The sequence below is a fragment of the Ruegeria sp. D7 genome (assembly GCF_056534355.1).
Window position 1 is genome coordinate 209,509 of sequence record NZ_JBQFPG010000001.1, and the last position, 26,456, is coordinate 235,964.

Below are 26,456 nucleotides of genomic sequence, written 5' to 3' on the forward strand. Positions count from 1 at the left end.
GGTTGACTTGTATCAAATTCAATAAGTTAAGCAGCTCTGTTCAAGTTGGCGAGAATAAGCCAAAGGGCCAGAACAAGCTCGATTCCACCAAAAGTCAGCGCCTTGACGAACGGGGGATTATCCAGCGCCAAAGACACAAACCGGCCCAACGCCGCCCCTGCATAAACAACGCCCAGCATGGCATATGCCATCGGTGTGTTGAGCCAGAGAACCACGGCACCTGTCACCACGAACAACCCGCCAACCGAGGCTCGCATCTCACTAAGTCCCATGGTGCTTTTGGTGGGGGCTAGGTCCAGCGCGTTGGCTGTGTAGGCCGGGGCCAGAAATCCGAACAAACCAAAGCCGACGGTCAGCAAGGCGGCAATCACGTTAAGGGTTGTGATCATGGACTTTTTCCCTTTCTGCTCTGCCCGCAGAGTCTAGCGCAGCACTATGTAAAGAAAAGCATCTAAATCGCTGACCACAAGCCTATAACTCCGACCGCGATCAGGCTGAGAGCCCAGACAAGTTCCAGATTGAACCAGCTGCGTGACAGAAATTGAAGGCCCAGCCAGCGATAGACGGCGAAGGCCAGAATGCCTCCGCCAAGGATCATGGCGGCTGTGTGAAGTGCAGCGACCGTCAGTACGAGCAGGCCATTGCTCGCCATGATCTGAGAGACTGCGATCTGGCCCGTTTCCAGCTCGTCTGATCCACACAATCCAAGATAAATCGGAACCAACATCAACGCCGCGCCGTGTGCCAGCGCAACGAGGAACGACCAAAGTGCCAATTTGCTTGGCGGTACGCGCGACAACATCCGGGGATGCCGGCGTGTTATGGCGATGTAAACACCCATTGTGATCACAATCAGCGCAGCGCCGATACGAATTTCGCGTTGATATTCAACCAGAACTGCCATCATAGCAAATGGCAGTAGGACCGCCAGCATGGCGACGAAATGACCACCAGCCAGGGCGGTCAATGCGCGCCACAAAGCTGATGGCCGTTGTTCCATCAGCGCCGAAGATACCGCAAGCGGCCAGCCCATTCCGGGATTCAGGCCATGATAAGCGCCGCTAAGCACAACGGCCAGCCAGAGACCAGCCGTTGATGTCATCAGAGTCTCCAACTCAGACCGATGGGTAGCAGAAACTATCGGTTGAACAGTCTCCACCCTCAAGCCGGATTTGGTGGGCCCGATATCCGTCGGGGAAGTCGACCCAGAACTTCGGATCCAATGTCAGGCCTCCGTTTTCGCCAACATCCGCCTTGACCATCGCAGCCCCGCGTTCACCGGGATAGAACTGATCATCCCAAGTGGAATAAAGCGAATTGGTCCAATATACCCGCTTTCCGTCGCGGCTGATTTCAACCATCTGCGGCCCGTAACCAAAGTCTTGCCCGTTGGGATGTTTTGTTTTCTTGACGATCCCCCCGATCTCGACTTTGCCCGCAAGGGTCGGGTTCATCGGATCAGAGACATCGTATTGATGCATCTCACCCGTGCCCCAACAGGCCACATAAAGGTATTTATCGTCTAAGCTGAGATCGATATCCGTGACCAGTGGCGGAACGGCAGAGAAGCCTTTCAGCAATTCAGGCAAGTCATCAGGATCAGCGGGCTGCGGATCGATCGTGATGGTCTTCTTGGCCTCGAACGTGCCATCATCATTACGCCACCAAGTAAAGATCGCGCCCTGCAGGTTGGTCGTGTCAACCACCACACCACAGAACCCATATTGTTTGACCGGATCGTGAGCGGGCCGGATTTCCAGGGCCATCTGGTGATTTTCACCCAGATCAATGGTCTGAATATTGGTCCGGCTGCGTAGGTTCCAGAAATGGATGCTGTGCCCGTATTTGTTCGAAAGCAGATCCTCGGCCACGATGCCATTTTCGAATTGCGGAGGCAGCCCCCATTCCGAACTGACCATATAGTCACGTGGCAGGTTCCACCAGAAATCGTAGTGTTTGTCTTGGATACCTCGCTCGATCTCGTAGCGCCCGATGATCTCGAAGCTCTCGCAATCCATGATGAAAATGCCCGGAGGGCCGTCCGTGCCGTCTTCGCCACCGCCTCCAAGCGTGCTCACGTAGATCCCCTCCGGTCCGCAATGGATTGTGTGCGGGCGGGAATATCCAGTTTTTGCAAAGACTTCTTCGGGTTCGATGATCTTGTGTATCTTGGCCTCAAGCGGGTTCTTTACGTCGATAATGTAGATCCGGCTGGATCGTATACCAGGAACAATGAGGTAGCGGCGTTCCAGAAACGCATGACCACTAAGCGGTGACAGCGCAGAGGAACAAGCGTTCCACCCGAAATGGTGAAACTCATCGCCTTTCTCTGGCATGATCACTTGATGGACAATTTTTCCGTAATCATCCGAAGTCGGATCCACGTTCACGACGGCCAAACCGTCTGGTTGGGAAAAATCAGGGCTTAGCATCAAAGTGAATGCAAGCGTCTCAGTGGGGCCCTCCATCGCCAGTTTGGCTGATGGGTAAAAGGTTGGGTCCGGTCTTTGGTTCATAACGTCCTCCCGTAAGTCATTGATCTTCAATTCATGTTGGAAGTTCCGGTCTTAACGCCGGATGTCATGCTGCCTGCTCGGGCACCTCGCCGTCCTTCGTTCCTTTTTGCCTGTGGTCAGGCGGGTTTGCGTCGTCTTTCGGCCACGTCCTGCGCCAGTTGCCGTGTGTAGGCCTCAAGTTTGATCAATGCTGCATCGACCGAGCCGGCATCACGCGCTTCTAGTGCGTCTGTGATGTCACTGTGGAGGGCGATGATCTCTTCGCGGGATCGGGCCGTGAACGTAATCATGTTCATCAGAGGTTGCATAGCCTCGACCGCACCGGCCAATTGGTAGGACAGAACGGGGTTGCCCGCGCCATCCACAAGCGCGCGATGAAAGGCGACGTCGGACGCGCAGAAAGCCTCATCTGTGAGACCTGGTTGCGCCTGACGAAATATCTCGGCCCGCATGGTGGCGAGTTGATCTGCGGTGCGGCGTTGTGACGACAAAGCAGCGCATGCACGTTCGAGCGCATAACGCGCTTCGCATGCGGTGTCGAAACTGACAGCGTTCATCGACAGCAGCAGTGTCGAGGTTGTGACTTGTTGGGAATAGGCATCCTCAAAACTCAGTCGGTTCACAAACGCACCACCCGATGCCCCGCGTTGCGTGCGGATAAGGGACTGCGCTGCCAGGCGTTTCAGTGCTTCGCGAACCGTAGGCCGCGATACTTTGAACTGATCGGCCAACTCAGATTCTGAGGGCAGACGCTCATCTACGATTAGCCGACCCGAAATAATGGCGTCGCGGATTGCCTGAGCAATTTGAGCGGACAGATCTGCAGTACTCTGAGGGTCGATTTTCATGGTTGTTTTCGGCGATGCGTAATTTTTATTTGTCTGACATTTAAAAGTCTGACATTTGAAAAGCAAGAGAGTTGAGTCGGGAGGAGCAAGTGAGTCGCTCAATTTTCCGCAGCGCGCTTTGGTTGGGCTTCTACATCACGATCCTTTGGTCGTGGTGGATGATGGTCTCGATGAGCCGCGATATGGACGTGGACTGGATCGGTCGACCCGGACCGATGGGTCAGGCGATGGCGGCCATGGATCCGCGTATGGACATGTATATGCCCATGGCCGAGTTCGGCCCACTTTTCTGGATGTGGGCGATCATGATGGCGGCCATGATGCTGCCGACTTTGGTGCCCACGTTGCGCAGTTATGATGATCTGATCCGCAGCGCGAACGGTACGCGGGTAGGGTGGCTGGGGGTTCTATCCGGATACTTCATAGTTTGGGTGGGCTTCGCTGCGCTGATCACTGGCCTGCAATTGGCGCTGCTGTTTGGCGGCGCGGTTGATATGTTGGGAATCGCTAAATCGCCATATCTGGCCGCCGGCCTGTTGATCGCCGTGGGTGCCTTTCAGTTTTCTCGGGTGAAAGAAGTCTGCCACGGTGTTTGCCATGCACCGATGACGTATTTTCTGGGCCACTGGAAAACCGGATTCGGCGGCGGTGTACGCATGGGCGTCGGACTGGGTGCGTTCTGTGTCGGTTGCTGCTGGGGCTTCATGGCGTTGGGCTTTGTCGGCGGCGTCATGAGCCTGCTCTGGATGGGGCTGGCGACCCTGTTCATGGTATTGGAAAAGCTTCCCCAGATCGGGCACGCCGTGACCCGTCCTATGGGATTCGTCTTGATTGCGGGTGGTTTTGCCCTGCTCGCTCATCACATTGTTTACGGAGGATAAGTCGATGGCTAAAAACAGAAAACCGGATGCAGACAAGCTGCCGGTCAGTCAAAGAATTGACAGCCGGATGCCAAATCCCAAGCGGCGTGAGATGAGCCCGACCGATTGGGCGGTTAAGGGTGAACTGATCCTGAACTGTTCATGTGACGTATTCTGCCCATGCGTGGTTTCGCTGGGTGCACACCCTCCGACCGAAGGGCATTGCCACGCGTGGATGGGTATCGCGATCGACGAAGGCCATTACGAAGGCGAAGATTTGTCCGGTCTGAATGTAGGTCTGCTGGTTGATATCCCCGGACGCATGGGCGAAGGCCAGTGGAAAGTCGCGGCTTATGTGGATGAACGTGCCAGCGGCAAGGCTTATAATGGACTGTTGCAGATATTCAGCGGTCAGGCAGGTGGCACAACCGGGCTGTTCACTATGTTGGTCAGCGAGATCATAGGGGCTGAACGTGCACCGGTTCAGATCGAAAGGGACGGCACCAAACGCCGGATCATGATAGGGCGCAAGATTCAGGGTGAGATCGAAATGCTTGCGGGCAAAGACCCAGAGCACCCAGTGATGGTTTCAAATTCGAAATACTGGATGGGGCCGGACATCATTGTAGCAAAAGGTACGAAATCCAAGGTGCGCGACTATGGTCGCGTATGGGACTTCGGCGGCAAGTCAGCCGAGATCTGCCCGATTGACTGGCACGGGCCTAAGTAATGATAACCGGTGCCTATGCCCGTGAAATGGCGCGATATAACCACTGGCAAAACAACCAGTTAAAGAGCTTTCTCAAAGCTCTTTCAGACGAAGAATTGGCACGGGATCGCGGCGCTTTTTTCGGGTCGATCATGGGAACTGCCAATCATCTGCTTTGGGGGGATTGGATCTGGATTTCCCGGTTTGACAAGGGACCGGGGCCAGGTGGTGGCATTCCTGAGAGTGTCTCGATCTGCACTGGCATGGCCGACTGGCTGCCGCTGCGCGATACGATTGACGCCCGTATTGCCAGATGGGCCAATACGTTGGGGGATGATGTCCTGAGCGGTTCGTTCACGTGGTACTCGGCTGCAAAAGAGAACGACGTAACAAAGCCTTACGGGCAATGCGTCATTCATATGTTCAATCATCAGACACATCATCGCGGACAATTGCACCAAATGCTAACCGAGGCTGGTTCGCAGGCACCTGTCAGCGATCTTGTCTTTCTGCCAGAGGATTTCTGACATGGCAGTCATCTCACCGAACCGGCGCGTGCGCAAAACCCCATTCACTCCGGGCGTCGAGGCCGAAGGCGTCAAAGGGTATACAGTTTATAATCACATGCTGCTTGCGACGGTTTTTGAAAGCGTCGAAGCTGATGCGGCGCATCTGAAACAGCATGTTCAGGTCTGGGATGTCTCGTGTGAGCGGCAGGTACAGATCAAAGGCCCGGATGCGTTGCGGCTGATGAAGATGCTCAGCCCGCGCGATATGGACAAAATGCAGGCGAACCAGTGCTATTATGTGCCGATAGTAGATCACAATGGCGGCATGCTGAATGATCCTGTTGCGATCAAGCTGGCGGATGATCACTATTGGTTGTCGGTTGCCGATGGTGACCTTTGGCAATTTGCTCTGGGAATCGTGATTGCGCTGGGGCTGGATGTCGATATTTCTGAGCCGGATGTGTCGCCCTTGGCGGTACAGGGCCCCAAGGCGGACGAGCTGATGACGCGCGTCTTTGGTGATGAAGTTAGGGATATAAAGTTCTTTCGATATAAACGGTTAGCGTTTGAAGATACATCTTTCGTCGTCGCCCGGTCTGGCTGGTCAAAACAAGGCGGGTTCGAGATATACGTCGAAGGGACGGATTATGGCATGCCACTATGGGACACGCTGTTTTCTAATGGCCGAGACCTGAACGTGCGGGCAGGTTGCCCAAACGGGATTGAGCGTGTTGAAAGCGGTCTGTTGAGTTTCGGGTCGGACATGCGGCGCGAGAATACGCCCTATGAATGCGGGCTAGCACGGTTCTGCAATTCTCCGCTGGATTACATCGGTAAAGCCGCTTTGGCGGATCAGGCAAAAAACGGTCCACCCCGACAGATCCGTCCGCTTGTCATTGAAGGTGAGATCGGACCGTGCACCGAATCTTGGCCGCTGATGGCCGGGGGCCGGCAGGTCGGGCAGGTGGCTTCGGCTGCGTATTCACCCGAGTTTGGAGTGAATGTAGCCATTGGAATGGTCGACCGGTCCCATTGGGCGCCAGGTACGCGGATTGAATTGATGACCGAACATGGAATGCGATGGGCCGAGGTGCAGGAAAAATTCTGGCGCTAAGCCCTTGTTTCAGGAACACAGCCGATTGAGGCAATAGAAGGAGTAAGTTCATGTTTAATGCACTTGTCGTTGAAAAAGATGAAGAAAGTGGCCTCGCAAGCGCTTCGGTGAAGCAGATTTCTCTGGATGCGCTGCCGGATGGAGAAGTGACGATCGCCGTTGAATATTCAACGGTGAACTACAAGGACGGTCTGTGCATGTCGCCCAAAGGCGGTGGTCTGGTGCGTAGCTATCCTCATATTCCGGGCATCGATTATGCGGGCACGGTCGAGCAGTCCTCGGATGCACGCTACAAACCTGGCGACAAGGTCGTGCTGACGGGCTGGCGCGTAGGTGAAGCGCATTGGGGCGGCTATTCACAAAAAGCAAACGCGCGGGCAGATTGGCTGGTGCCGTTGCCGGATGGGTTGGATACACGGCAGGCGATGGCAGTTGGCACTGCCGGGTTCACCGCTATGCTGGCCGTCATGGCGCTGGAGGATCAAGGTTTGCAGCCGGGTCATGGCCCGGTGTTGGTCACAGGTGCCGCAGGAGGTGTCGGCTCGGTCGCGACGGCCATTTTGGCCCATCTGGGCTATGAGGTTGCAGCTGTGACCGGGCGTCCTGAAACCGAAGAATACCTGAAATCACTGGGTGCAACCACAATTGTCCCGCGTGACGAGTTGAACGAGACCACCAAGCGTCCGCTGGAAAGTGAAACTTGGTCCGGATGTGTTGATGCGGTGGGCGGAGCGATGCTTGCCCGCGTGCTGGGGCAGATGAAGTATGGGGCCTCGATCGCTGCGGTTGGCCTTGCCGGTGGTGCGGCGCTGCCCGCGACCGTGATCCCATTCCTGCTGCGCGGTGTTAATCTGTTGGGCATCGACAGCGTGATGCAGCCATACGACAACCGGGTCCGTGCCTGGAAGCGTATCGCAACCGATCTGCCCATGGATAAGCTTGAGGCGATGGTCCATGCAGCAACCCTTTCTGATCTGCCCCAGTTGGGAGCGGACATCCTGCAAGGTCAGGTAAAAGGGCGCGTCGTGGTAAACGTGAACGCTTGATAGACAAAACAGACAACGGATCGGCCGGAGCATGCATCCGACCGACCCAATTGTCGGGAATGAGGCCGAAATGCCGGAAACAGTTCTGGCCATTGCCACATTTCGTGACCATGATTGCTATACATCCCATTTGTGATGGCTTAAGACCCATCCGAACATCACCTGAAGACGGGGAGTGAGCAGCATGTCTGATGATTTCGAACTCGATACCGATGATCTGAAACGCCGCATGGACGGTGCCATGGCCAACCTCAGAACCGAATTCGCTTCGCTGCGGACCGGTCGTGCATCGGCTTCAATGCTTGAGCCCGTCATGGTCGATGCTTACGGCGCGATGACTCCGATCAATCAGGTTGGTACCGTGAACGTCCCTGAACCGCGCATGGTAACCGTGAATGTTTGGGACAAGGGCCTCGTAGGCAAAGTTGAAAAGGCCATTCGGGAAAGCGGTTTGGGTATAAACCCGCAACTGAATGGTACCATCATCATGCTGCCGATTCCCGAACTGAACGAAGAACGCCGTCGCGAGCTCGGCAAGGTCGCGGGTCAATATGCAGAAAGCGCACGGGTTTCGATCAGGAATGTGCGCCGTGATGGCATGGACCAGATCAAAAAGGCCAAGGCAGACGGCATGTCCGAGGACGATCAGAAATTCTGGGAAACCGAGGTTCAGGAGCTGACGGATACCATGATCAAATCCGTCGATGATGCGCTCGAGACCAAACAAGCCGAGATCATGCAGGTCTGAGCCTCGGATATGCCAAAGGATCCCGATACCTCTCCGATTGCAGGGCCGCGCCACGTTGCTATCATCATGGACGGCAACGGTCGCTGGGCACAGTCACGCGGGCGGCCTCGATTGTTTGGCCATCATGCAGGTGCGCGCCGCGTCCGTGAGGTGGTCGAGGCCTGCCCAGGTTTAGGGATCAAGTATCTGACAGTATTTGCGTTTTCGACTGAAAACTGGAAACGCACTCAGGTCGAAGTTGCAGGCCTGATGAGCTTGTTTCGCCGTTACATCGCCAAAGAGACCAAGACCTTGAAAGATAACGGCATTCGGGTCCGTTTCATTGGGGATAGAGTTCGGCTGGATGCCAAGCTGACCGAGCTGATGGATACGCTTGAACGCGAAACACAGAACAATGACCTGGTTCATCTAACCGTTGCCTTGAACTATGGCGGTCGTGACGAGGTGGCGCGCGCGACCAGACGTTTGGCACGTGACGTTGCCGATGGCATTCTGCGCCCCGAGGACGTGGACGAGGAAACTCTGCCTAAATATCTGGACACGCGCGTTCTGCCAGACCCCGATTTGGTGATCCGTACCAGTGGTGAAGCGCGGATTTCGAATTTCCTGCTGTGGCAGTCTGCCTATTCCGAATACGAATTCATCGATACTTTGTGGCCTGATTTCACAGCTGCAGAACTGGAACGGCTGTGCCGCAACTATGGATCGCGTGAACGGCGGTTTGGAGCGGTCCCGGCATGAGTGATGGCCGATGGTCTGATCTGACTGCCCGGGTTTTGTCGGCTTCGGTTCTTGTGACTATTGCGGCAGTCGAAGTTTGGCTAGGCGGCCTGTGGTTTGAGATATTTATCGGCACCGTCTGCGGTCTGATGATATGGGAACTGATCCGGATGATCGACCCAGAACGTCAGGGTGTCGCGTTTCAGCTGGCGATACTGACCGGGTTCGCCGTGGTCCTAAGCTATCATCTACCACCGCTATACAAGCTTCCATGTTTGGTGGCCCCGGCATTGGTAGGAGCAGGACAGATCAACCGTGCGCGCGGGATATACGTCCTGTTTGCCCTTTGGATCGCGATGTCGGGGCTGGGATTCATATCGATCCGAGAAAACCTGGGATTTGGATGGATGGTTTGGCTGATCCTTGTGGTCGTGGCCACGGATGTCGCCGGGTATTTTGTGGGCAAAACGCTTGGCGGACCTAAGTTCTGGCCCAGAGTTAGCCCCAAGAAGACATGGACCGGTACGGTTGGAGGCTGGGTTGCTGCCGCGCTGGTCGGAACAGTTTTTGCGCACTATGCCGGTTTCGGCATTGCTTTTATCGTTGTCTCGGTTCTTGCCTCTATGGCCAGCCAGATCGGTGATATTGTTGAAAGCGCGACAAAACGTGGCTTTGGCGTTAAGGACAGCTCAAACCTTATACCCGGCCATGGCGGGTTTCTGGATCGGTTTGATGGGATGATGGGCGCGTCAGTCTTTGTGTTGCTCGCAGGGCTGTTTTACGCGCCCGGAGGTATGTGATGCGAAGGGTATCCATATTTGGTGCGACTGGTTCCATTGGCCAGAATACGATTGATCTGATCGCAAGAAATCCGAATGCCTATGACGTGGTCGCGTTGACCGGTGGACGCAACGTCGCGCAGCTTGCACGCGATGCAGTGCGCCTGGATGCAGACGTGGCGGTGACTGCGTTTGATGACAAACTCGATGATCTGCGTGACGCATTGGCCGGCAGCAGAGTGCGAGCGGCTGCGGGGCAGGCCGCTCTGATCGAGGCCGGGGCGCGACCGGCGGATTGGGTGATGTCTGCAATTGTCGGTTCCGCAGGACTGGCTCCGGGGATCGAAGCGTTGAAACAAGGGGCGACACTCGCGCTTGCCAACAAGGAAACGCTGGTTTGTGCCGGGCCGCTGGTTCTGGAAACGGCTCGGGCGCATGGCGCCACGCTATTACCCGTGGATAGCGAACATTCGGCAGTTTTTCAGGCGCTTGTGGGCGAGGATATGACAAGCGTCGAACGGATCATTATCACCGCAAGCGGTGGAGCGTTCCGGGATTGGCCGCTTGGCGATCTGGCCAAAGCAACTGTTGAACAGGCATCGAGTCATCCGAACTGGAACATGGGACAGCGGATTACGATCGACAGCGCATCTATGTTCAACAAGGCATTGGAAGTTATAGAAACCAAAGAATATTTTGGCGTTAACCCATCGAATATCGAAGTCCTCGTGCACCCCGAATCCATCGTTCACGCACTGGTCGGATTTCAGGACGGCGCCTTGATGGCGCATCTGGGGGCTCCGGATATGCGCCATGCCATCGGGTACGCGCTGCATTGGCCCGAACGGCGCGATTTACCTGTTGCGCGCCTGGATCTCGCGCAACTGGGTCAGTTGCGATTTCATGCACCGGATGAAGCGCGTTACCCGGCTTTGCGTCTTGCCCGCGAAGTGATGCAGCGCGGCGGCTTGTCCGGTGCGATCTTCAACGCCGCCAAAGAGCGCGCATTGGACCACTTTATAGAAAACCGGATACGTTTTTTGGATATGGCAGACACGGTGTCGGCCGTGTTGGAGCGCTTTGAGGCCTCAGACAGCCTGATTGATGCACCATTGACCCTTGATAATGTACAGCAAACGGACCATCTCGCACGTCAGTGGGTCGATGAAACCGTATTGGAACGAGCAGGATAGAACTTTTGGATATACTCTCTTTGATCCCGCAATTTGGCAATCTGCTCTACACGATAATAGCCTTTGTTATTGCGCTTTCCGTGATTGTCGCGGTGCACGAATACGGCCACTACATCGTTGGTCGGTGGTCTGGCATTCATGCCGAAGTGTTCTCGATCGGTTTCGGCCCGGTTCTATGGAGCCGCATAGATAAGCGCGGCACTCGCTGGCAGGTCGCGCTGCTGCCATTTGGCGGTTATGTCAAATTCCTCGGGGATGCCAATGCCGCGTCCGGCAAAGACGTAGACGCGATGAGTGAGATCTCCGCGCAAAGCCCGGAAGAGCTGCGCCGCACCATGCACGGCGCCCCGCTTTGGGCGCGTGCGGCTACTGTTGCGGCAGGGCCGGTCTTTAATTTCGTGATGTCGATATTGGTGTTTGGCCTGATTTTCTGGTCGCAGGGTGTTTCCCGTGAACCTTTGACTGTTGGCGCACTGCAGCCGTTGCCTGGTACAATTCAGGGTCTGCAGGAGGGCGATGAGATTATCGCCATCGCAGGCATTCCAACACCGGATTTCGATGACGCAAGCAACTGGTCCGATTTCATCAATTCGCTGCCTGTAGAACCAGAGCTGGACTATACGGTTATCCGAGATGGAGAGACCACTGATGTCGTGGCACCTTGGCTCTTTCCACCGCTAATCCAACAGGTTACGCCGCGCAGTGCAGCGATGGACATACAGTTGCAGCAGGGCGACGTAATCACGGCGGTAGACGGTGATCCGATCTTTGCGTTCGAGCAGCTTAAGGAACATGTCGAAGGATCGAACGGGCGCGTATTGCTGCTGGATGTATGGCGCGACGGGGCGGATTTGGAATTTGCACTTGCGCCCCGACGCACGGACGAGCCGACGTCGGATGGTGGTTTCATCACCCATTGGCGCATCGGTATCGTAGGCGGCATGATGATCGATCCCGAAACCGTTCCAGCGGGCATTTGGGATTCGATCGAAGGTGGCGTGGTCCAAACCGGGCGCATCATCGAAGGCTCACTGTCGGGAATGTGGCACATGATCACCGGAGCGATCAGCACCTGCAACATTTCCGGGCCGATCGGTATTGCCGAAACCTCGGGTGCTATGGCCAGCCAGGGGGCACAGAACTTCATCTTCTTCATCGCCGTATTGTCAACGGCGGTCGGGTTGCTGAACCTGTTCCCGATCCCAGCCTTGGATGGGGGGCATTTGCTATTCTACGCTTATGAAGCTGTGTCTGGTAGACCACCCAGTGATAAAGCGCTGAGGGTACTGATGGGGGTCGGTGTCACACTGATCCTGTCATTGATGCTTTTCTCGGTCAGTAATGATCTGTTCTGCTGATTAAGGCGATCTTGGCACCGTTCCGACGCAAAATTGCCGCAATTCAAGCCTATCTTATTGGGGTGCATCGATAAGTGTAGGCTTGAGTTCAATGACCAAGGCGTTTCAAAAATCCTATCAGAGTGTCAGCGTCCTGTTCCAGTTGAACTGGGATATGCTGCTCAGCTTTGCCGTGACCGCACTGGCCCTAGCTGTTGGTGGTTATCTGCTCGGTTTGTGATTCTCCTGAACATGTCTGACTTACGTGCAACGGCCTTATGGGCCGTTTTTGCTTTTTCGTCTTTTGACATGGCCCCACAATCGGGCTACTCAGCAGCTAAAGGCTGAAAATTCTGGGTAGTGATAAAAATGACTGACAGCAGGCGCACGGGCACATACTGCGGCTCGCGGGGGCGGAAAAGCAACATTTTGTGGCAGGCACTAACGTTCTTTTTCCTTTTTGCTACACCGGGTTTACTGGTTCTGACGCAGCCCGCACAGGCGCAATCTTACACCATCAACAGCTTCGAAGTTGAGGGCAATCGACGGATCGAGACTTCGACGATTATCGCCCGCACCGGAATCGAACCGGGGCAGACTGTTACGGCAGGACAATTGAATGATGCCTTCCAGCGTTTGCTTGACAGTGGTGTTTTTGAAACAGTCGAACTTACACCACGTGGCAGTACGTTGGTCATCGCGGTCGAGGAATACCCGACCATCAACCAGATTAGCATCGAGGGCAATCGCCGCGTAAAAGATGATCTCCTGCTCGAAGCGATATCGTCCCAAACCCGCCGCGTATTCACGCCTCAACAGGCCGAAGCGGACGCTGACCTGATTGCCGAAGTATATTCGGCGCAGGGCCGCGTATCCGCGACGGTTATCCCGCGCATCATTCGTCGCAGCGATAACCGTGTCGATCTGGTGTTCGAAGTCGCCGAGGGAACGACAATTGAGGTTGAGCGAGTCAGTTTTGTAGGAAACCGCGCGTTTTCGGACCGTCGACTGCGCCGCGTGCTTGAAACAAAGCAGGCGAACATTCTGCGGACCTTCCTTCGCGGCGACACCTTCATTGCCGACAGAATCGAATTCGACAAACAGGTGATCCGTGATTTCTACCTGTCACGCGGTTATATCGATTTTCGCGTCAATAGTGCCAATGTCGAATTCACCCGCGAACGGGATGCATTCTTTCTGGTTATGAACGTCACAGAAGGACAGCGGTTCTCGTTCGGTCAGATTACGACCGTCAGTGAGATCCCGGGTGTGGACCCGGCGCCTTATCAGGCGGCTCTGAAAGTCAAACCAGGTGTAATTTACTCTCCGACGGTGCTTGAGAACTCGATCGCGCGGATGGAGCGTCTGGGGCTGAAAAACGGCGTTGATTTTCTGCGGGTCGAGCCCCGGGTAACGCGTAATCCCCGCGATCTGACATTGGATGTCCAGTTCGTGCTGACCCGTGGCCCGCGTATCTTTGTGGAACGCATCGATATCGAGGGGAACACAACCACGCTAGACCGTGTGATCCGCCGTCAATTCGATACCGTTGAAGGCGACCCCTTCAATCCCCGCGAAATCCGCCAGAGCGCCGAACGTATTCGCGCCTTGGGTTTCTTCTCGGTCGCTGATGTGGAAACCCGCGAGGGATCGTCGCCAAGCCAGGTTATCGTGGACGTGGATGTCGAAGAACAACCAACCGGTTCGTTGAGCCTGGGTGGTAGCTACTCGGTCTCGGACGGTTTCGGGATCGCAATCGGATTGAATGAATCGAACTTCCTCGGCCGCGGGCAAAACCTGGGTATCACGTTGTCGACAGCTCAGGATTCTGAACAGTACGTTATCAACTTTACCGAGCCTTATCTGCTGGGCCGTAAGCTACGCTTTGATCTTGGGCTTGGCCTGGCCAGCACCAATTCGAGCTTTGCCAGCTACGATACAAAAACAGTGTTCTTCCGCCCACAGCTGAGCTACGCGATCGGTGAATTGTCGGCGTTGCGTCTTCGCTATGGTTGGGATCGCAGCGAAATGACCCAGCAGAGCAATGAGCGGAACGGCGCTGTCATCTCATCAGAGATCGATCAGGGGAAACGAACCAGCAGTTCTCTGGGTGTGTCCTACGTATACGATAGCCGTATTGGTGGCCTGAACCCCACAGCGGGCGTCCTGTTCGAAGTCGGCGTGGATGCTGCTGGTCTTGGCGGGGACAATGAATTCTTCAAAACCACGGCACGGGCGATAGCCCAAAAACGCGTCCTCAACGAAGAAGTCGTATTGCGCGCGACGCTTGAATTGGGTGCACTGAACTGGACCGGGGACGATTTCAGCCGCACGCTCGACCGGTTTGTTCTAGGTCCTAGCACATTCCGCGGGTTTGAGCCTGCTGGTATCGGGCCGCGTGACCTTTCGAACGGGCAGGACGATGCCATCGGCGGCAACTACTACTGGGTTGCTCGTTTCGAATCGGACTTCCCGCTGGGGCTGCCCGAAGAACTGGGGCTGCGTGGCGGCGTCTTCTACGATGTTGGCAACCTCTACAATCTCAACAACGTCAACACCGCTGGCGCTGATATTGTTGGTGAAAGCGGTTCGATCCGGCATGTTGTAGGGGTATCCGTACTGTGGGAAACACCGTTTGGTCCGCTTCGCTTCAACTTCTCGCAAGCCCTCAAGAAAGAGGACTTCGATAAAGAGCAAAGCTTTGACCTGACCGTTCAAGCCAGGTTCTGATCGCGAATGATCACCGAAGTTAAGAACATCCTGCAGGGCCCGCTAAGGGCCCTGTGCGTTTTGGTACTGCTAGCTGTAGCAATGCCGCTGGGTGCGCAGCAATTGGGCGTGCCACAAACAGACGTTCTGACAATCTCCAGTGAGCGTTTGTTTGCAGATTCCGCCTTTGGGCAGCGCGTCTTTCGCGAGATTGAAGCCGAAAGCACCCTTTTGGCTGAAGAAAACGAACGGATTGTGGCGCAGTTGAGCAAGGAAGAAAAAGATCTGACCGAAAAGAGGTCAGATCTTTCGGCGGACGAGTTTCGCCCGCTTGCCGAAGCTTTTGACGAGAAAGTTCAATCACACCGTGACGGCCAGCGCGCCAAACTGGACGCATTAGCGCGGCGCGGCGAAGAGGCGCGTGGTCAGTTTTTTGAAATGGCGCAACCGGTGCTGATCGAACTGCTGCGCGAATTTGGCGCCTCGATTGTGATCGAGCGGTCCAATGTGGTTCTAAGCACGGACGCCTCAGATATTACCAACGCTGCGATCGCCAGGATCGATGCCGCAATCGGCGACGGCGCTACACTTGAAAACAATAACAACGAATAGGCTGGCTTGCCCTTAGGTACGGGTATTGCTAACCACGCTTGAAAGAGACATCCAGAACAGGACATCCGCACCATGACCACGGAAACCAAGAGCGCCGACATTCAGCTGATTCAGCGTATATTGCCGCATCGCTATCCGTTTTTGTTGGTCGACAAGGTTGTGGATATCGATGGCTATCAATCAGCGGTGGGCATCAAGAATGTCACCATGAACGAGCCGCACTTTCAGGGCCATTTCCCCGGAACTCCGATCATGCCTGGCGTGACCATTGTCGAGGCGATGGCGCAGACTGCAGGAGTTATGCTGGGTGTCGGCATGGATGTAATCGACAGCGAGTTGCTGATCTATTTCATGAATATCGACAAATGCAAATTCCGCCGCAAGGTCGTACCTGGCGATGTTCTCGAAATGCATGTCGAAACTGTACGCGGTAAGAAAGGTGGCAAGATCTTCAAGTTCAGCGGCCGCGCTACAGTCGAGGGCGAGGTTGCTGCCGAAGCTGAATTTTCGGCCTATGTCGACTGGGACATGGAAAAAACAACATGAGCGGTATTCATCCCAGCGCCATTATCGAAGACGGTGCGCAGATCGGGCAGGGTTGTACGATTGGTCCATTCTGCCATATCGGTCCGCAGGTCCGTCTGGGCGATCGGGTCGAACTGAAATCCCATGTCGTAGTCACCGGCGATACGTCAATTGGTGATGACACAGTGATTTTCAGCTTTGCTGTTGTCGGGGAAATTCCGCAAGACAAGAAATTCGGTGGTGAGAACACGCGCCTTGAAATCGGTGAGCGCAACCGTATCCGCGAACACGTCACTATCAACACCGGCACGGATGGCGGCGGTGGTATCACCCGGATTGGCGATGACTGCTTACTGATGGCCGGTGTCCACGTGGCGCATGATGTACAAATCGGCAACCGGGTCATTCTGGTGAATCACGCTGGCGCGGCTGGTCACTGTATTATCGAGGATGACGTCATCGTTGGCGGAATTTCGGGCTTACATCAGTTCGTGCGCGTAGGTCGCGGTGCCATCATTGGCGCGCTTACGATGGTCCCGAATGATGTGATTCCATATGGGCTTGTTCAGGCGCCTCGGGGCGAACTGGATGGCTTGAATCTGGTCGGTTTGAAACGGCGTGGTGTAACGCGTGAGGATATCTCGGCATTGCGCGCGGCCTTCAAGGAACTGTCAGAAGGAGACGGCACCTTCATGGATCGCGCCACCCGGCTGGGCGAGGATGCAGACAACGAATATGTGCGCCAGATCGTCGAATTTGTGACGGGGCAAACAGACCGTTCGTTCCTGACCCCGAGGAAGTAGGCCAATGCTGGCATTGATCGCAGGAACTGGCGCTTTACCAGACGAGGTGGTCACTTGTCTGCCAAACCGCCCGCTAATCTGCGCTCTGGAAGGGTTTGAGCCCGATACACTGACCACCGACTTGGTTTTTCCATTGGAGCAACTGGGTAGCTTCATCGCCGATCTCAAAGCCCGCGGCGTGACCGAGATTTGCATGGCAGGGGCAGTGCGTCGTCCGACTGTCAATCCAGCTCGCATTGATGCGGCGACGATGCCGCTGGTGCCGATCCTGCAAAAGGCCATCATGGCCGGTGACGACGGCGCATTGCGCGCGGTCATTGGAATATTTGAGGATGCCGGTTTGACGGTCCGTGCGGCGCATGAGATCGCGCCGGATTTGCTGCCGCCTCTTGGCTCATCGACCGAAGCCCAGCCTTCTGAAACTGATCACGCCGACGCAGATCGAGCGGCAGGAATCCTGCGCAACATGGGGACGGCGGATATCGGTCAGGCTTGCGTAGTACTGAAATCTCAAGCGTTGGCGATCGAGGGCATCTATGGCACCGCATGGATGCTGCAATCCTTGACTCAGCGCCCCGACGCGGGCGGTGGCATTCTGTACAAGGGTCCAAAACCAGATCAGGATCGCCGCGCAGATATGCCTGCCATCGGACCCGACACCGTTTCGGCGGCTGTCGCGGCGGGCCTGTCGGGCATTGTCATCGAAAAGGGCGGCGTCATCGTTTTGCAACGCGATCGCGTGATTGAAGAATGCAATCGCCTTGGTCTGTTTCTTTATGTCCGCGAGCGCACGGTCTGATGCGCGTATTTCTGGTCGCCGGTGAACCTTCGGGCGACCGTTTAGGGGCCGCGTTGATGGAAGGTCTGCGTACCCTTTTGCCAGAGGTGCAGTTTGATGGGGTTGGCGGGCCGCTAATGCAGGCGCAGGGGCTGACCAGCCGATTTCCCATGTCTGAACTCAGCATTATGGGGTTGGTCGAGGTTCTGCCCAAGTTCTTTCACCTAAAACGCCGTATCGCTGAGACTGCTCAGGCAGTTCTAGACACGAAGCCTGATGTACTGATCACTATCGACAGCCCGGATTTCTCGTTGCGTGTGGCTAAGCTGGTAAAGGCCTCCAGCGAGATTCGCACTGTCCACTACGTTGCCCCCAGCGTCTGGGCCTGGAGGCCGGGGCGCGCAGACAAGATGGCGAAAGTAATCGATCACGTACTTGCGCTGTTACCCTTTGAACCGCCTTATATGGAGCGGGCAGGGATGGAGTGTGACTTTGTCGGCCATCCGGTTGTGAACGAACCCATTGCGTCCGATCAGGATATCCAGCGATTCCGCGCGGCTCACGATCTGGGCGACGCGCCGATCGTGCTGGCTTTGCCCGGCTCTCGGCGGGGTGAGGTCGAACGGCTGGCTCCGATCTTTGGCGCTGCTTTGCAGGAATTTCTGAAAGACCGTCCCGATATGCGCGTGGTCGTGCCCGCAGTTGCACATATGGTTGATGCGGTCGTCGAACAGGTTCGGGACTGGCCGGGGAATCCGATAGTTGTCGATCCGCGGGAATTGCCCTCGGACGACGCGCAATCGCAGAAAAGGGCAGCGTTTGCCGCTGCTGATCTTGCATTGGCTGCATCCGGCACGGTCTCATTGGAACTGGCCGCGCAGGCAACACCGATGGTGATCGCCTATAACCTCAACTGGCTGACCACGCTGATCGCAAAACGAATGGTTAAGCTGGACACCGTCACACTGGTCAATCTGGTCTCGGAGACACACGCAGTACCCGAATGTCTGCTGGATGAATGCCAACCGGACAAGATCGCTTCGGCGTTGGAACAGGTGGCCGCCACCCCCGACGCCCAACATCAAACCATGGCGACGACGATGGAGCGTCTTGGTCGCGGTGGCGAAGCACCGGGTTTGCGTGCGGCAAGGTCCGTTTTGGACAGAATGAAATCGTGATGCTGGATCATGTGATCTTTGCTGCTTCTGCCTTCATGGCGCAGGTTTTGACCAATCTCGACAACCTTGCAGCTCTTGTAGCGTTGATGATGGTGTCTGGTCCGCGCCGGACCGTTGCGGGGTTCCTGCTGGCGCAGATGTTAATCATCGCTGCCGCCTTATTGTTGGCCTTGGGCGTCGATGATGTGGTGCCACATTGGGCTGGATATCTGGGCGTGATACCACTTGGCCTCGGGCTGATCGGAGTTATCCGTCAGTTCCGCGGATCGGAGACCGAGGAGGCCCCTCAAATATCCACGGGTGCTTCGACATTCGTCACCATGCTGCTGTTCATAAGTCTGTCGATGGACACGTTCGCTGTGCTTGCGCCGCTATTGGCCGAATCAGCCCCCAGCTATCGGATTGCGGGTGTCACCGGCGCGGTGGCCGCAGCGCTGACGCTGACCATGCTGGGGCTTTGGGGTGCACAATCCCCAATCATGACCGGCGGTTTCGCACGTCGGCTTGAGAAACTGGTGCCTTACGTGATGATTTGTGCCGGGATCTATATCCTCAGCAACTCGTGGACTGACGCGATTTAGTAACCGCGCCAGATCCAGCCGCCGCCAAAGATACGGCTGCTATCGGTTTCGTAGAACACACAAGCCTGACCCGGAGAGATACCTTCCTCGGGCGTCAGCAATTCAACCTCGGCTGTTGTGTCCGAAAGGGGGCGAATAATCGCCTCACGCGGGGGGCGGGTCGAGCGGACTTTGACCGAAACATGCCATTCGTTCTTTGACGTGAACGGTTCGTCTCCCAGCCAATTGATCTCGCGCACGGGAACGGTTCTTGTGGCCAACATCTCTTTGGGGCCGACAACAACCTGTTTCTTGTCCACATCCAGCTTGACCACATACAAAGGTTCGCTGAGACCACCGATACCGAGCCCACGACGCTGACCGATCGTATAGTGAATCACCCCGTTATGCTGCGCCAGAACGCGGCCATCGGCGTGTACGATCTCACCGGGTTCTGCGGCTCCGGGGCGCAGTTTTTCGATCACGCTGGCATAGTTTCCGTTGGGCACAAAACAGATGTCCTGACTATCCGGCTTGTCCGCAACGGCCAGCCCATATTGTGCCGCCATCTCGCGCGTGGCGTCTTTGGAGGGCAGGTGGCCAAGCGGGAAACGCAGGAAATCCAACTGTTCCGGTGTGGTCGAAAATAGGAAATAGGACTGATCGCGATTTGCATCCTCAGCGCTATGAAGCTCGGCGCCGTTGGGGCCCATCTTGCGCTGAATATAGTGGCCCGTGGCCATGCAGTCGGCCTCAAGGTCCTTGGCGGTCTCAAGCAAGTCCTTGAACTTCACCCGTTCATTGCAACGGATGCAGGGCACCGGAGTCGCGCCGGCAAGATAGCTGTCGGCGAATTCGTCGATTACGGCGTCCTTGAAGATATTTTCATAGTCCAAGACGTAGTGAGGGAACCCGCGTTCTTCCGCCACGCGACGCGCATCGTGGATGTCGATCCCCGCACAGCACGCGCCTTTCTTGGCCAACGCCGCACCGTGATCGTAAAGCTGCAAAGTAACACCTACGACATCATAGCCTTGATCAGCGAGATGGGCCGCCACAACAGAGCTGTCCACACCGCCGGACATGGCCACGACAACCCGCGTTTCCGAGGGTGGTTTGGCAAAGCCAAGCGAGTTCAGCGGGGTCTCGGTATCGAGGGCCATAGGCGGTTCCTGTCCGGGTTAAGAAAGACCGGCAGAATATAAGAAAATTCTAGACACTCTCAAGGGGCGGTTTCACGCCCTTTTAAGTAGGCTGGGTGCAGCTTTGTCGCAGCAGCAGAAGGTATGAGAGATGTATTTGCACAAAGTGGAAGGTCCAAGGTCGGTCACCCTGCCTGACGGGAGCGTGCTGACACGCGCCGATTTGCCTCCTGCGGATACGCGGCGCTGGGTGGCGTCGCGCAAGGTGATCGTTGTGCGTGGTGTACTTTATGGGTTGATTTCGTTGTCCGAAGCCAAAAAGCGCTATGGCATCAGCGATGAAGAGTTCAACTCGTGGGTCTCAGCAGTTGCTGAGCACGGGATCGATGCATTGAAGGTGACGGCCTTAAAAAAATATCGACAACTTAAAGATGAAAGTGAATAAATGATTCAAGGGTAACGTCAGATTAACCATTTTTATTCAGGCTCAAATCAGTTGAAGAATTTGACCTAAATTGGAGCAGTGAACATGCGCATACTTCTTGTCGAGGATGATCCAACCACGTCCAAAAGCATCGAACTGATGCTGACACACGCCAATCTCAACGTGTATGCGACGGACCTTGGCGAAGAAGGCATCGATCTGGCCAAGCTATATGATTACGACCTCATCCTGTTGGACTTGAACCTGCCGGATATGAACGGCCATGAAGTATTGCGCCAACTGCGCATAGCACGGGTAGAGACACCGATTCTGATCCTGTCGGGCGCTGATGACACCGAAAGCAAGATCAAGGGATTTGGATTTGGAGCAGACGATTATCTGACCAAACCTTTCCATCGCGAAGAGCTGGTGGCGCGCATTCATGCGATTATCCGCCGCTCTAAGGGGCATTCTCAATCCGTGATACACACCGGGCAGGTCGCCGTAAATCTGGATGCCAAAACCGTAGAGGTGAACGGAAAAACCGTACACCTGACAGGCAAGGAATATCAGATGCTGGAACTTCTGAGCCTGCGGAAAGGAACAACACTGACCAAAGAAATGTTCCTGAACCATCTCTACGGCGGCATGGATGAGCCCGAGCTCAAGATTATCGACGTCTTCATCTGCAAGTTACGCAAGAAACTCAGCAATGCGACCGGTGGTGAGAATTATATCGAGACGGTCTGGGGCCGTGGATATGTCCTGCGTGATCCGCAAGCCAACAACATGGGTGAAACCCGCATGGCCGTGGGTGCCTAATCTGATCTGATTGCTACCGTCGATGGTCCGGGGCGGTAAATCCACTCGCGTGTCAGCACAACACTGGACCTGACCATGGCCTCGTCCTATCACTGGTTTTCAAGACGACGTGACAGGGCGGGGCCATGAGCGATACCACAGAAATCGCAGATCTGACAGAAGATGAAGCACGGGAAGAATTGGCCCGGCTCGCCAAGGAATTGCTGCGGGCAAACCAGCTTTATCACACTGAAGATGCTCCAGAAATTTCGGATGCCGACTATGATGCTCTCAAGCGTCGCAATGCCGAGATCGAGGCGCGATTCCCCGAACTGAAACGCTCCGACAGCCCTACTGAACAAGTGGGCGCACGCGTTTCAGATGGGTTTGCAAAAGTGACCCACGCCGTGCGTATGATGTCACTGGGCAATGCGTTTGATGACACGGATGTTGCCGATTTTGACCGCTCGATCCGCAAATATCTGGGACTGGGAGATGAGGCACCGCTCGCCTATACAGCTGAGCCCAAAATCGACGGCCTGTCATTATCCCTACGGTATGAGCAGGGTGAACTGATGCAGGCTGCAACACGTGGTGATGGTGAGACCGGTGAAAACGTTACCGCAAATGCGCGTACGCTTTCCGATATTCCACACCGAATTGAGGGTGCACCAGACGTTCTTGAGGTTCGCGGCGAGGTATACATGTCTCACCATGATTTCGAGGCTTTGAACGCACGTCAGGTCGAAACAGGTGGAAAGACCTTTGCAAATCCGCGCAACGCTGCGGCTGGTTCCCTCCGTCAACTGGATTCCGAAATAACACGATCTCGCCCGCTGAAATTCTTTGCCTACGCCTGGGGTGAACTGTCTGCACCGCTAGCTGAGACTCAGATGGGCGCAATTGATCGCCTCAAAACCTTGGGGTTCCAGGTAAATGCGCTGACAAGGCGTTGCTCAACGACTAATGAGATGTTGGAACATTACCGTCAGATTGAAGCTCAGCGCGCGACCTTGGGCTATGACATTGATGGGGTCGTATACAAGGTCGATGATCTGAGTCTGCAGGCCCGGCTGGGTTTCCGATCTACCACGCCCCGCTGGGCGATTGCGCACAAGTTTCCTGCCGAACTGGCTTGGACGCGGCTTGAAGCCATCGACATTCAGGTGGGCCGTACCGGCGCGCTTAGCCCGGTAGCGCGGCTGCATCCGGTAACCGTTGGCGGGGTAGTTGTTTCGAACGCGACCCTACACAATGAAGATTATATTGCAGGGCGGGACGCCAAAGGCGGAGTCATTCGTGAGGGCAAGGATATTCGCGTTGGAGATTGGGTTCAGGTCTATCGGGCCGGGGATGTGATCCCGAAAATCTCGGATGTTGATCTGTCGAAACGACCCGATGATGCGCGGCCCTTTGCTTTCCCGACGAAATGCCCGGAATGTGACAGCGACGCGATCCGGGAAGAGGGGGATGCGGTCCGCCGCTGCACAGGGGGGCTGATATGTCCCGCGCAGGCGGTTGAAAAACTCAAACATTTCGTATCGCGCAAGGCGTTCGATATCGAAGGGCTTGGCGCAAAACAAATCGAGATGTTTTATGGCGATCCGCTTCTGCCAATAAACACACCCGCTGATATATTTACATTGAAAGATCGCGACACCGAAAACCTGGCCCGGTTGAAGAACCGCGACGGCTGGGGCGAGACATCGGCAAGCAACCTGTTTGCAGCGATCGATGACAAGCGAACCATACCGTTTGCCCGTCTGTTGTTCGCTCTGGGGATTCGTCATGTGGGCGAAGTTGGTGCACGAGATTTGGCGTTGTTTTATCGGGAATGGGATGTAATGGCGGCCTCCATTGATACGGCCCGGCCTGCCGCGCTTGCGCAGCGTGCAGCCGATGAAGCGGAAGACGCCGAGAGGATCGCGGCTACTGCAGAAGCGAGGCGTGCGAAAGTTAAAGAAGTTCGGGACGCGGCTTTCGCGCGAATGAATGTTTCGACAGATGCCGCCAGCGCCTGGGCAGATCTGATTGGTATCGACGGAATCGGCGCCACGCTCGGGTTGTCACTATCTGATGCGTTTGCCAATTCGGAGGAACGCCAAGCATTTGATGATCTGCGTAAACATCTGACGGTTGTTCCACCAGAGGCTCCTGCGTCGGACAGTCCGGTCGCAGGAAAAACCGTCGTGTTTACGGGAACGCTTAAAAAGATGACACGCGCCGAGGCCAAGGCCCGCGCCGAAGCGTTGGGAGCCAAAGTGTCCGGCTCAGTCAGCCAGAAAACTGATTTGCTCGTGGCGGGCCCGGGTGCAGGGTCCAAGGCGAAAAAAGCGGCTGATCTGGGCATCGAAACCTTGGATGAAGATAGCTGGCTTCAACTGATTGGCGATCTATGAGCGGTAGGCCTGAACAGCTCTTTCCGCTGTTTGCGGGTCTTGAAACACTAGATGGTGTAGGGCCGAAGACCGCGCAGCTTCTGGGCCAATTGGGGATCGATTCACCGCGCGATGTATTGTTTTCGCTACCCTATGCGGTGATTGACCGGCGGCGACGCGATACGATTCAGGGCGCCGACCTTCCGACGACTCTGACTGTTGAGGTGACGATCGGCGCGCATCGACCACCGCGGAACAAAGGGGGCGCATATCGCATTCATGTTGAAGACAGTCAGGCGGATTTCCAACTGGTGTTTTTTCATGCCCGAGGGGACTATCTGAAGAAGCTGTTGCCGGAGGGCGCACGCCGGGTGGTATCGGGAAAGCTTGAGCTGTTCGATGGCATGGCTCAGATGGTACACCCCGATCATATGGTCGCGCCTGAAAACGCAGGCGAATTGCCCGAGTTTGAACCGGTTTATCATCTGACGCAGGGTGTGACGCAAAAAACTGCCTATAAAGCTGCTCAAAGTGCGTTGGCGCGAGTACCTGCATTGGCCGAATGGGCCGACCCCGCTCAGGTGGCACAACAGAATTGGCCAGATTGGACAACTGCTATTCACGCGGCGCATTACCCACAAGGGGCGGACGACGTAGCACCTTTTGCGCCTGCGCGGGAACGTCTGGCTTACGATGAGCTGCTCGCACATCAACTGACGCTGGCCCTGGCACGACAGCGTGAGCGTAAAGCGCGGGGGATCGTCAGTCTCGGCACCGGTGCTTTGCAATCCAAGGTGCTTGCAAGCCTTCCATATCGGCCAACCGGAGCGCAGACACGCGCGATCGAGGAAATCTCGGCAGATATGGCCGCTGAGACGCGGATGAACCGGTTGCTTCAGGGCGATGTGGGGGCAGGAAAAACTCTAGTAGCATTTGTTTCGCTGCTCATAGCCGTTGAAGCTGGCGGGCAGGGGGTAATGATGGCCCCTACCGAAATCCTTGCCCGGCAGCATCTTGAAGGGCTGCGTCCATTGGCAGAAGAAGCCGGAGTTGTACTGGAAATCCTGACCGGGCGCGACAAGGGGGCTGAGCGTCGAGCGAAGCTGGCCGCGCTGAAGCAGGGAGATATTCAGATATTGGTCGGTACCCACGCGGTGTTTCAGGACGATGTTGAATTCAAAGCCCTAAGGCTGGCCATCGTTGATGAGCAGCACCGTTTTGGCGTCCGCCAACGCATGGAGCTGTCCGAAAAGGGCCAACGCGCTGATGTGCTGGTGATGACCGCTACGCCCATCCCGCGCAGTTTGGCGCTTGCGCAGTACGGCGATATGGACGTCTCGGTGCTGGATGAAAAGCCGCCGGGTCGTAAACCGATCAAGACCGCAGTCGTCAGCACGCAACGCATGGACGAAGTTGTGGCCCATCTGCGCGGTGCGATTGATGCAGGCAAACAATGCTATTGGGTGTGCCCATTAGTCGATGAATCCGAGGTCTCGGATCTGACTGCGGCTGAGGAGCGTTTCAAAAGGTTGCGCGCGATCTTGGGGGACGATGTGGTGGGCCTGGTACACGGCCAAATGCCGCCCGCCGATAAAGACGCGGCAATGGCGGCGTTTCAGAGTGGTAAGACCAAAGTCCTTGTCGCTACTACGGTGATCGAGGTTGGGGTGAACGTGCCGAACGCCACGATCATGGTGATTGAGCGGGCAGAGATTTTTGGTCTGGCGCAGTTGCATCAGCTTAGGGGCCGAGTTGGACGTGGTGAAGATGCCTCAACCTGTTTGTTGATGTATCAGACACCGCTTAGCGAGGGTGGTCGCAAACGGCTGGAGGTACTCCGAGAAACTGAAGACGGCTTCCGCATTGCCGAGACCGATCTGCAGATGCGCGGTGCGGGTGACTTGATCGGAACCGCACAATCTGGCCTGCCAAAGTTCCGGATAGCTGATCTTGAAAGGCAAGCTGGGCTGATGGCGGTGGCGCAATCAGATGCGCGCGCTTTGCTGTCCGCAGACCCCAAATTGACCTCGGATCGGGGGCAGGCTGCGCGTGTTCTTCTGTGGCTTATGAAGCAGGATCAGGCGATCCGTTTGATATCAGTGGGTTAGACCGAAAATCCCACTAAGTTCACAAATGTTCTCAAAAAGTTCTTTACCGACTCGTTAAA

General features: G+C 55.8%; 27 protein-coding genes. 22 read left to right on the plus strand and 5 right to left on the minus strand.

All coding sequences use genetic code 11. The features are described from left to right. Window positions 1-26 precede the first annotated feature (26 nt). The 4 genes from ACRZ9U_RS01025 to ACRZ9U_RS01040 form a co-directional block, all read right to left on the minus strand. Window positions 27-389, minus strand: a complete 363-nt coding sequence (locus ACRZ9U_RS01025; RefSeq protein WP_170405603.1) for a DUF4345 family protein — start codon at window positions 387-389, stop codon at window positions 27-29. A gap of 62 nt (window positions 390-451) precedes the next feature. Next, window positions 452-1,102, minus strand: a complete 651-nt coding sequence (locus tag ACRZ9U_RS01030; RefSeq protein ID WP_170405605.1) for a hypothetical protein — start codon at window positions 1,100-1,102, stop codon at window positions 452-454. A 13-nt stretch (window positions 1,103-1,115) separates the two neighbouring features. Further along, window positions 1,116-2,516 carry a selenium-binding protein SBP56-related protein gene (locus tag ACRZ9U_RS01035; RefSeq protein ID WP_170393145.1) on the minus strand — a complete coding sequence of 467 codons (1,401 nt, stop codon included), beginning with the start codon at window positions 2,514-2,516 and terminating at the stop codon, window positions 1,116-1,118. A gap of 116 nt (window positions 2,517-2,632) precedes the next feature. Further along, window positions 2,633-3,364 carry a FadR/GntR family transcriptional regulator gene (locus tag ACRZ9U_RS01040; protein WP_170405607.1) on the minus strand — a complete coding sequence of 244 codons (732 nt, stop codon included), beginning with the start codon at window positions 3,362-3,364 and terminating at the stop codon, window positions 2,633-2,635. An 89-nt stretch (window positions 3,365-3,453) separates the two neighbouring features. Here ACRZ9U_RS01040 and ACRZ9U_RS01045 point away from each other — a divergent pair, with 89 nt between their 5' ends. The 18 genes from ACRZ9U_RS01045 to ACRZ9U_RS01130 all read left to right on the plus strand — a co-directional run bounded on the left by ACRZ9U_RS01045 (window position 3,454) and on the right by ACRZ9U_RS01130 (window position 19,565). After that, a complete protein-coding gene (locus ACRZ9U_RS01045; protein WP_170405611.1) occupies window positions 3,454-4,245 on the plus strand; it encodes a DUF2182 domain-containing protein in 792 nt (263 codons plus the stop codon). A gap of 4 nt (window positions 4,246-4,249) precedes the next feature. Then, on the plus strand, window positions 4,250-4,954 hold the full coding sequence (locus ACRZ9U_RS01050) for a DUF1326 domain-containing protein (RefSeq protein WP_170393142.1): 705 nt from the start codon (window positions 4,250-4,252) through the stop codon (window positions 4,952-4,954). After that, a complete protein-coding gene (locus tag ACRZ9U_RS01055; protein ID WP_170393141.1) occupies window positions 4,954-5,460 on the plus strand; it encodes a DinB family protein in 507 nt (168 codons plus the stop codon). Before ACRZ9U_RS01050 ends, ACRZ9U_RS01055 begins: the two co-directional genes overlap by 1 nt. A gap of 1 nt (window position 5,461) precedes the next feature. Beyond that, the gene (locus ACRZ9U_RS01060) at window positions 5,462-6,556 is read left to right on the plus strand and encodes a dimethylsulfoniopropionate demethylase (protein WP_170405614.1); all 1,095 of its coding nucleotides are present in this window, start codon (window positions 5,462-5,464) and stop codon (window positions 6,554-6,556) included. Between the two features lie 50 nt (window positions 6,557-6,606). Further along, window positions 6,607-7,602 carry an acryloyl-CoA reductase gene (gene acuI, locus ACRZ9U_RS01065; RefSeq protein ID WP_170405618.1) on the plus strand — a complete coding sequence of 332 codons (996 nt, stop codon included), beginning with the start codon at window positions 6,607-6,609 and terminating at the stop codon, window positions 7,600-7,602. A 184-nt stretch (window positions 7,603-7,786) separates the two neighbouring features. After that, window positions 7,787-8,350, plus strand: coding sequence for a ribosome recycling factor (frr, locus tag ACRZ9U_RS01070; RefSeq protein WP_170393138.1), 564 nt, complete (start codon window positions 7,787-7,789; stop codon window positions 8,348-8,350). A 9-nt stretch (window positions 8,351-8,359) separates the two neighbouring features. Then, window positions 8,360-9,091: an isoprenyl transferase gene (locus ACRZ9U_RS01075; RefSeq protein WP_170405621.1), complete on the plus strand. Its 732-nt coding sequence runs from the start codon at window positions 8,360-8,362 to the stop codon at window positions 9,089-9,091. Then, complete coding sequence (locus ACRZ9U_RS01080) at window positions 9,088-9,870, plus strand: phosphatidate cytidylyltransferase (RefSeq protein WP_170405624.1); 783 nt, start codon at window positions 9,088-9,090, stop codon at window positions 9,868-9,870. The genes ACRZ9U_RS01075 and ACRZ9U_RS01080 overlap by 4 nt, the downstream gene beginning before the upstream one ends. Continuing rightward, a complete protein-coding gene (gene dxr / locus ACRZ9U_RS01085) occupies window positions 9,870-11,042 on the plus strand; it encodes a 1-deoxy-D-xylulose-5-phosphate reductoisomerase (RefSeq protein WP_170405627.1) in 1,173 nt (390 codons plus the stop codon). The genes ACRZ9U_RS01080 and dxr overlap by 1 nt, the downstream gene beginning before the upstream one ends. Before the next feature lie 5 nt (window positions 11,043-11,047). Continuing rightward, window positions 11,048-12,400 carry an RIP metalloprotease RseP gene (rseP, locus tag ACRZ9U_RS01090; protein WP_170510023.1) on the plus strand — a complete coding sequence of 451 codons (1,353 nt, stop codon included), beginning with the start codon at window positions 11,048-11,050 and terminating at the stop codon, window positions 12,398-12,400. Window positions 12,401-12,491: 91 nt separating this feature from the next. Beyond that, on the plus strand, window positions 12,492-12,620 hold the full coding sequence (locus ACRZ9U_RS01095; protein WP_255612105.1) for a hypothetical protein: 129 nt from the start codon (window positions 12,492-12,494) through the stop codon (window positions 12,618-12,620). A gap of 128 nt (window positions 12,621-12,748) precedes the next feature. Further along, on the plus strand, window positions 12,749-15,109 hold the full coding sequence (gene bamA / locus ACRZ9U_RS01100) for an outer membrane protein assembly factor BamA (RefSeq protein WP_170393133.1): 2,361 nt from the start codon (window positions 12,749-12,751) through the stop codon (window positions 15,107-15,109). Window positions 15,110-15,115: 6 nt separating this feature from the next. Next, the gene (locus tag ACRZ9U_RS01105; protein WP_170405633.1) at window positions 15,116-15,700 is read left to right on the plus strand and encodes an OmpH family outer membrane protein; all 585 of its coding nucleotides are present in this window, start codon (window positions 15,116-15,118) and stop codon (window positions 15,698-15,700) included. A gap of 72 nt (window positions 15,701-15,772) precedes the next feature. Beyond that, the gene (gene fabZ / locus ACRZ9U_RS01110; protein WP_170393131.1) at window positions 15,773-16,246 is read left to right on the plus strand and encodes a 3-hydroxyacyl-ACP dehydratase FabZ; all 474 of its coding nucleotides are present in this window, start codon (window positions 15,773-15,775) and stop codon (window positions 16,244-16,246) included. After that, a complete protein-coding gene (lpxA, locus tag ACRZ9U_RS01115) occupies window positions 16,243-17,028 on the plus strand; it encodes an acyl-ACP--UDP-N-acetylglucosamine O-acyltransferase (RefSeq protein ID WP_170405636.1) in 786 nt (261 codons plus the stop codon). The genes fabZ and lpxA overlap by 4 nt, the downstream gene beginning before the upstream one ends. 4 nt (window positions 17,029-17,032) lie before the next feature. Then, on the plus strand, window positions 17,033-17,827 hold the full coding sequence (locus ACRZ9U_RS01120) for a UDP-2,3-diacylglucosamine diphosphatase LpxI domain-containing protein (RefSeq protein WP_170405641.1): 795 nt from the start codon (window positions 17,033-17,035) through the stop codon (window positions 17,825-17,827). After that, window positions 17,827-18,984 (plus strand): lipid-A-disaccharide synthase, encoded by a 1,158-nt coding sequence (lpxB, locus tag ACRZ9U_RS01125; RefSeq protein ID WP_170405643.1) that lies wholly within the window; start codon window positions 17,827-17,829, stop codon window positions 18,982-18,984. The genes ACRZ9U_RS01120 and lpxB overlap by 1 nt, the downstream gene beginning before the upstream one ends. Next, window positions 18,984-19,565, plus strand: coding sequence for a cadmium resistance transporter (locus ACRZ9U_RS01130; RefSeq protein ID WP_170405646.1), 582 nt, complete (start codon window positions 18,984-18,986; stop codon window positions 19,563-19,565). The genes lpxB and ACRZ9U_RS01130 overlap by 1 nt, the downstream gene beginning before the upstream one ends. Here the strand turns inward: ACRZ9U_RS01130 and mnmA are convergent. Further along, the gene (gene mnmA, locus ACRZ9U_RS01135; protein WP_170405650.1) at window positions 19,562-20,707 is read right to left on the minus strand and encodes a tRNA 2-thiouridine(34) synthase MnmA; all 1,146 of its coding nucleotides are present in this window, start codon (window positions 20,705-20,707) and stop codon (window positions 19,562-19,564) included. The genes ACRZ9U_RS01130 and mnmA overlap by 4 nt on opposite strands. Window positions 20,708-20,837: 130 nt before the next feature. Here mnmA and sciP point away from each other — a divergent pair, with 130 nt between their 5' ends. The 4 genes from sciP (at window position 20,838) to recG (ending at window position 26,397) form a co-directional block, all read left to right on the plus strand. Continuing rightward, the gene (sciP, locus tag ACRZ9U_RS01140; protein ID WP_170405653.1) at window positions 20,838-21,131 is read left to right on the plus strand and encodes a CtrA inhibitor SciP; all 294 of its coding nucleotides are present in this window, start codon (window positions 20,838-20,840) and stop codon (window positions 21,129-21,131) included. A gap of 84 nt (window positions 21,132-21,215) precedes the next feature. Further along, window positions 21,216-21,932: a response regulator transcription factor CtrA gene (gene ctrA, locus ACRZ9U_RS01145; RefSeq protein ID WP_170393124.1), complete on the plus strand. Its 717-nt coding sequence runs from the start codon at window positions 21,216-21,218 to the stop codon at window positions 21,930-21,932. Window positions 21,933-22,057: 125 nt separating this feature from the next. Next, entirely contained in the window at window positions 22,058-24,310 is a 2,253-nt protein-coding gene (gene ligA, locus ACRZ9U_RS01150) for an NAD-dependent DNA ligase LigA (RefSeq protein WP_170405656.1), read from the plus strand. Further along, complete coding sequence (recG, locus tag ACRZ9U_RS01155; protein WP_170405659.1) at window positions 24,307-26,397, plus strand: ATP-dependent DNA helicase RecG; 2,091 nt, start codon at window positions 24,307-24,309, stop codon at window positions 26,395-26,397. Before ligA ends, recG begins: the two co-directional genes overlap by 4 nt. The last annotated feature ends 59 nt before the right edge of the window (window positions 26,398-26,456 follow it).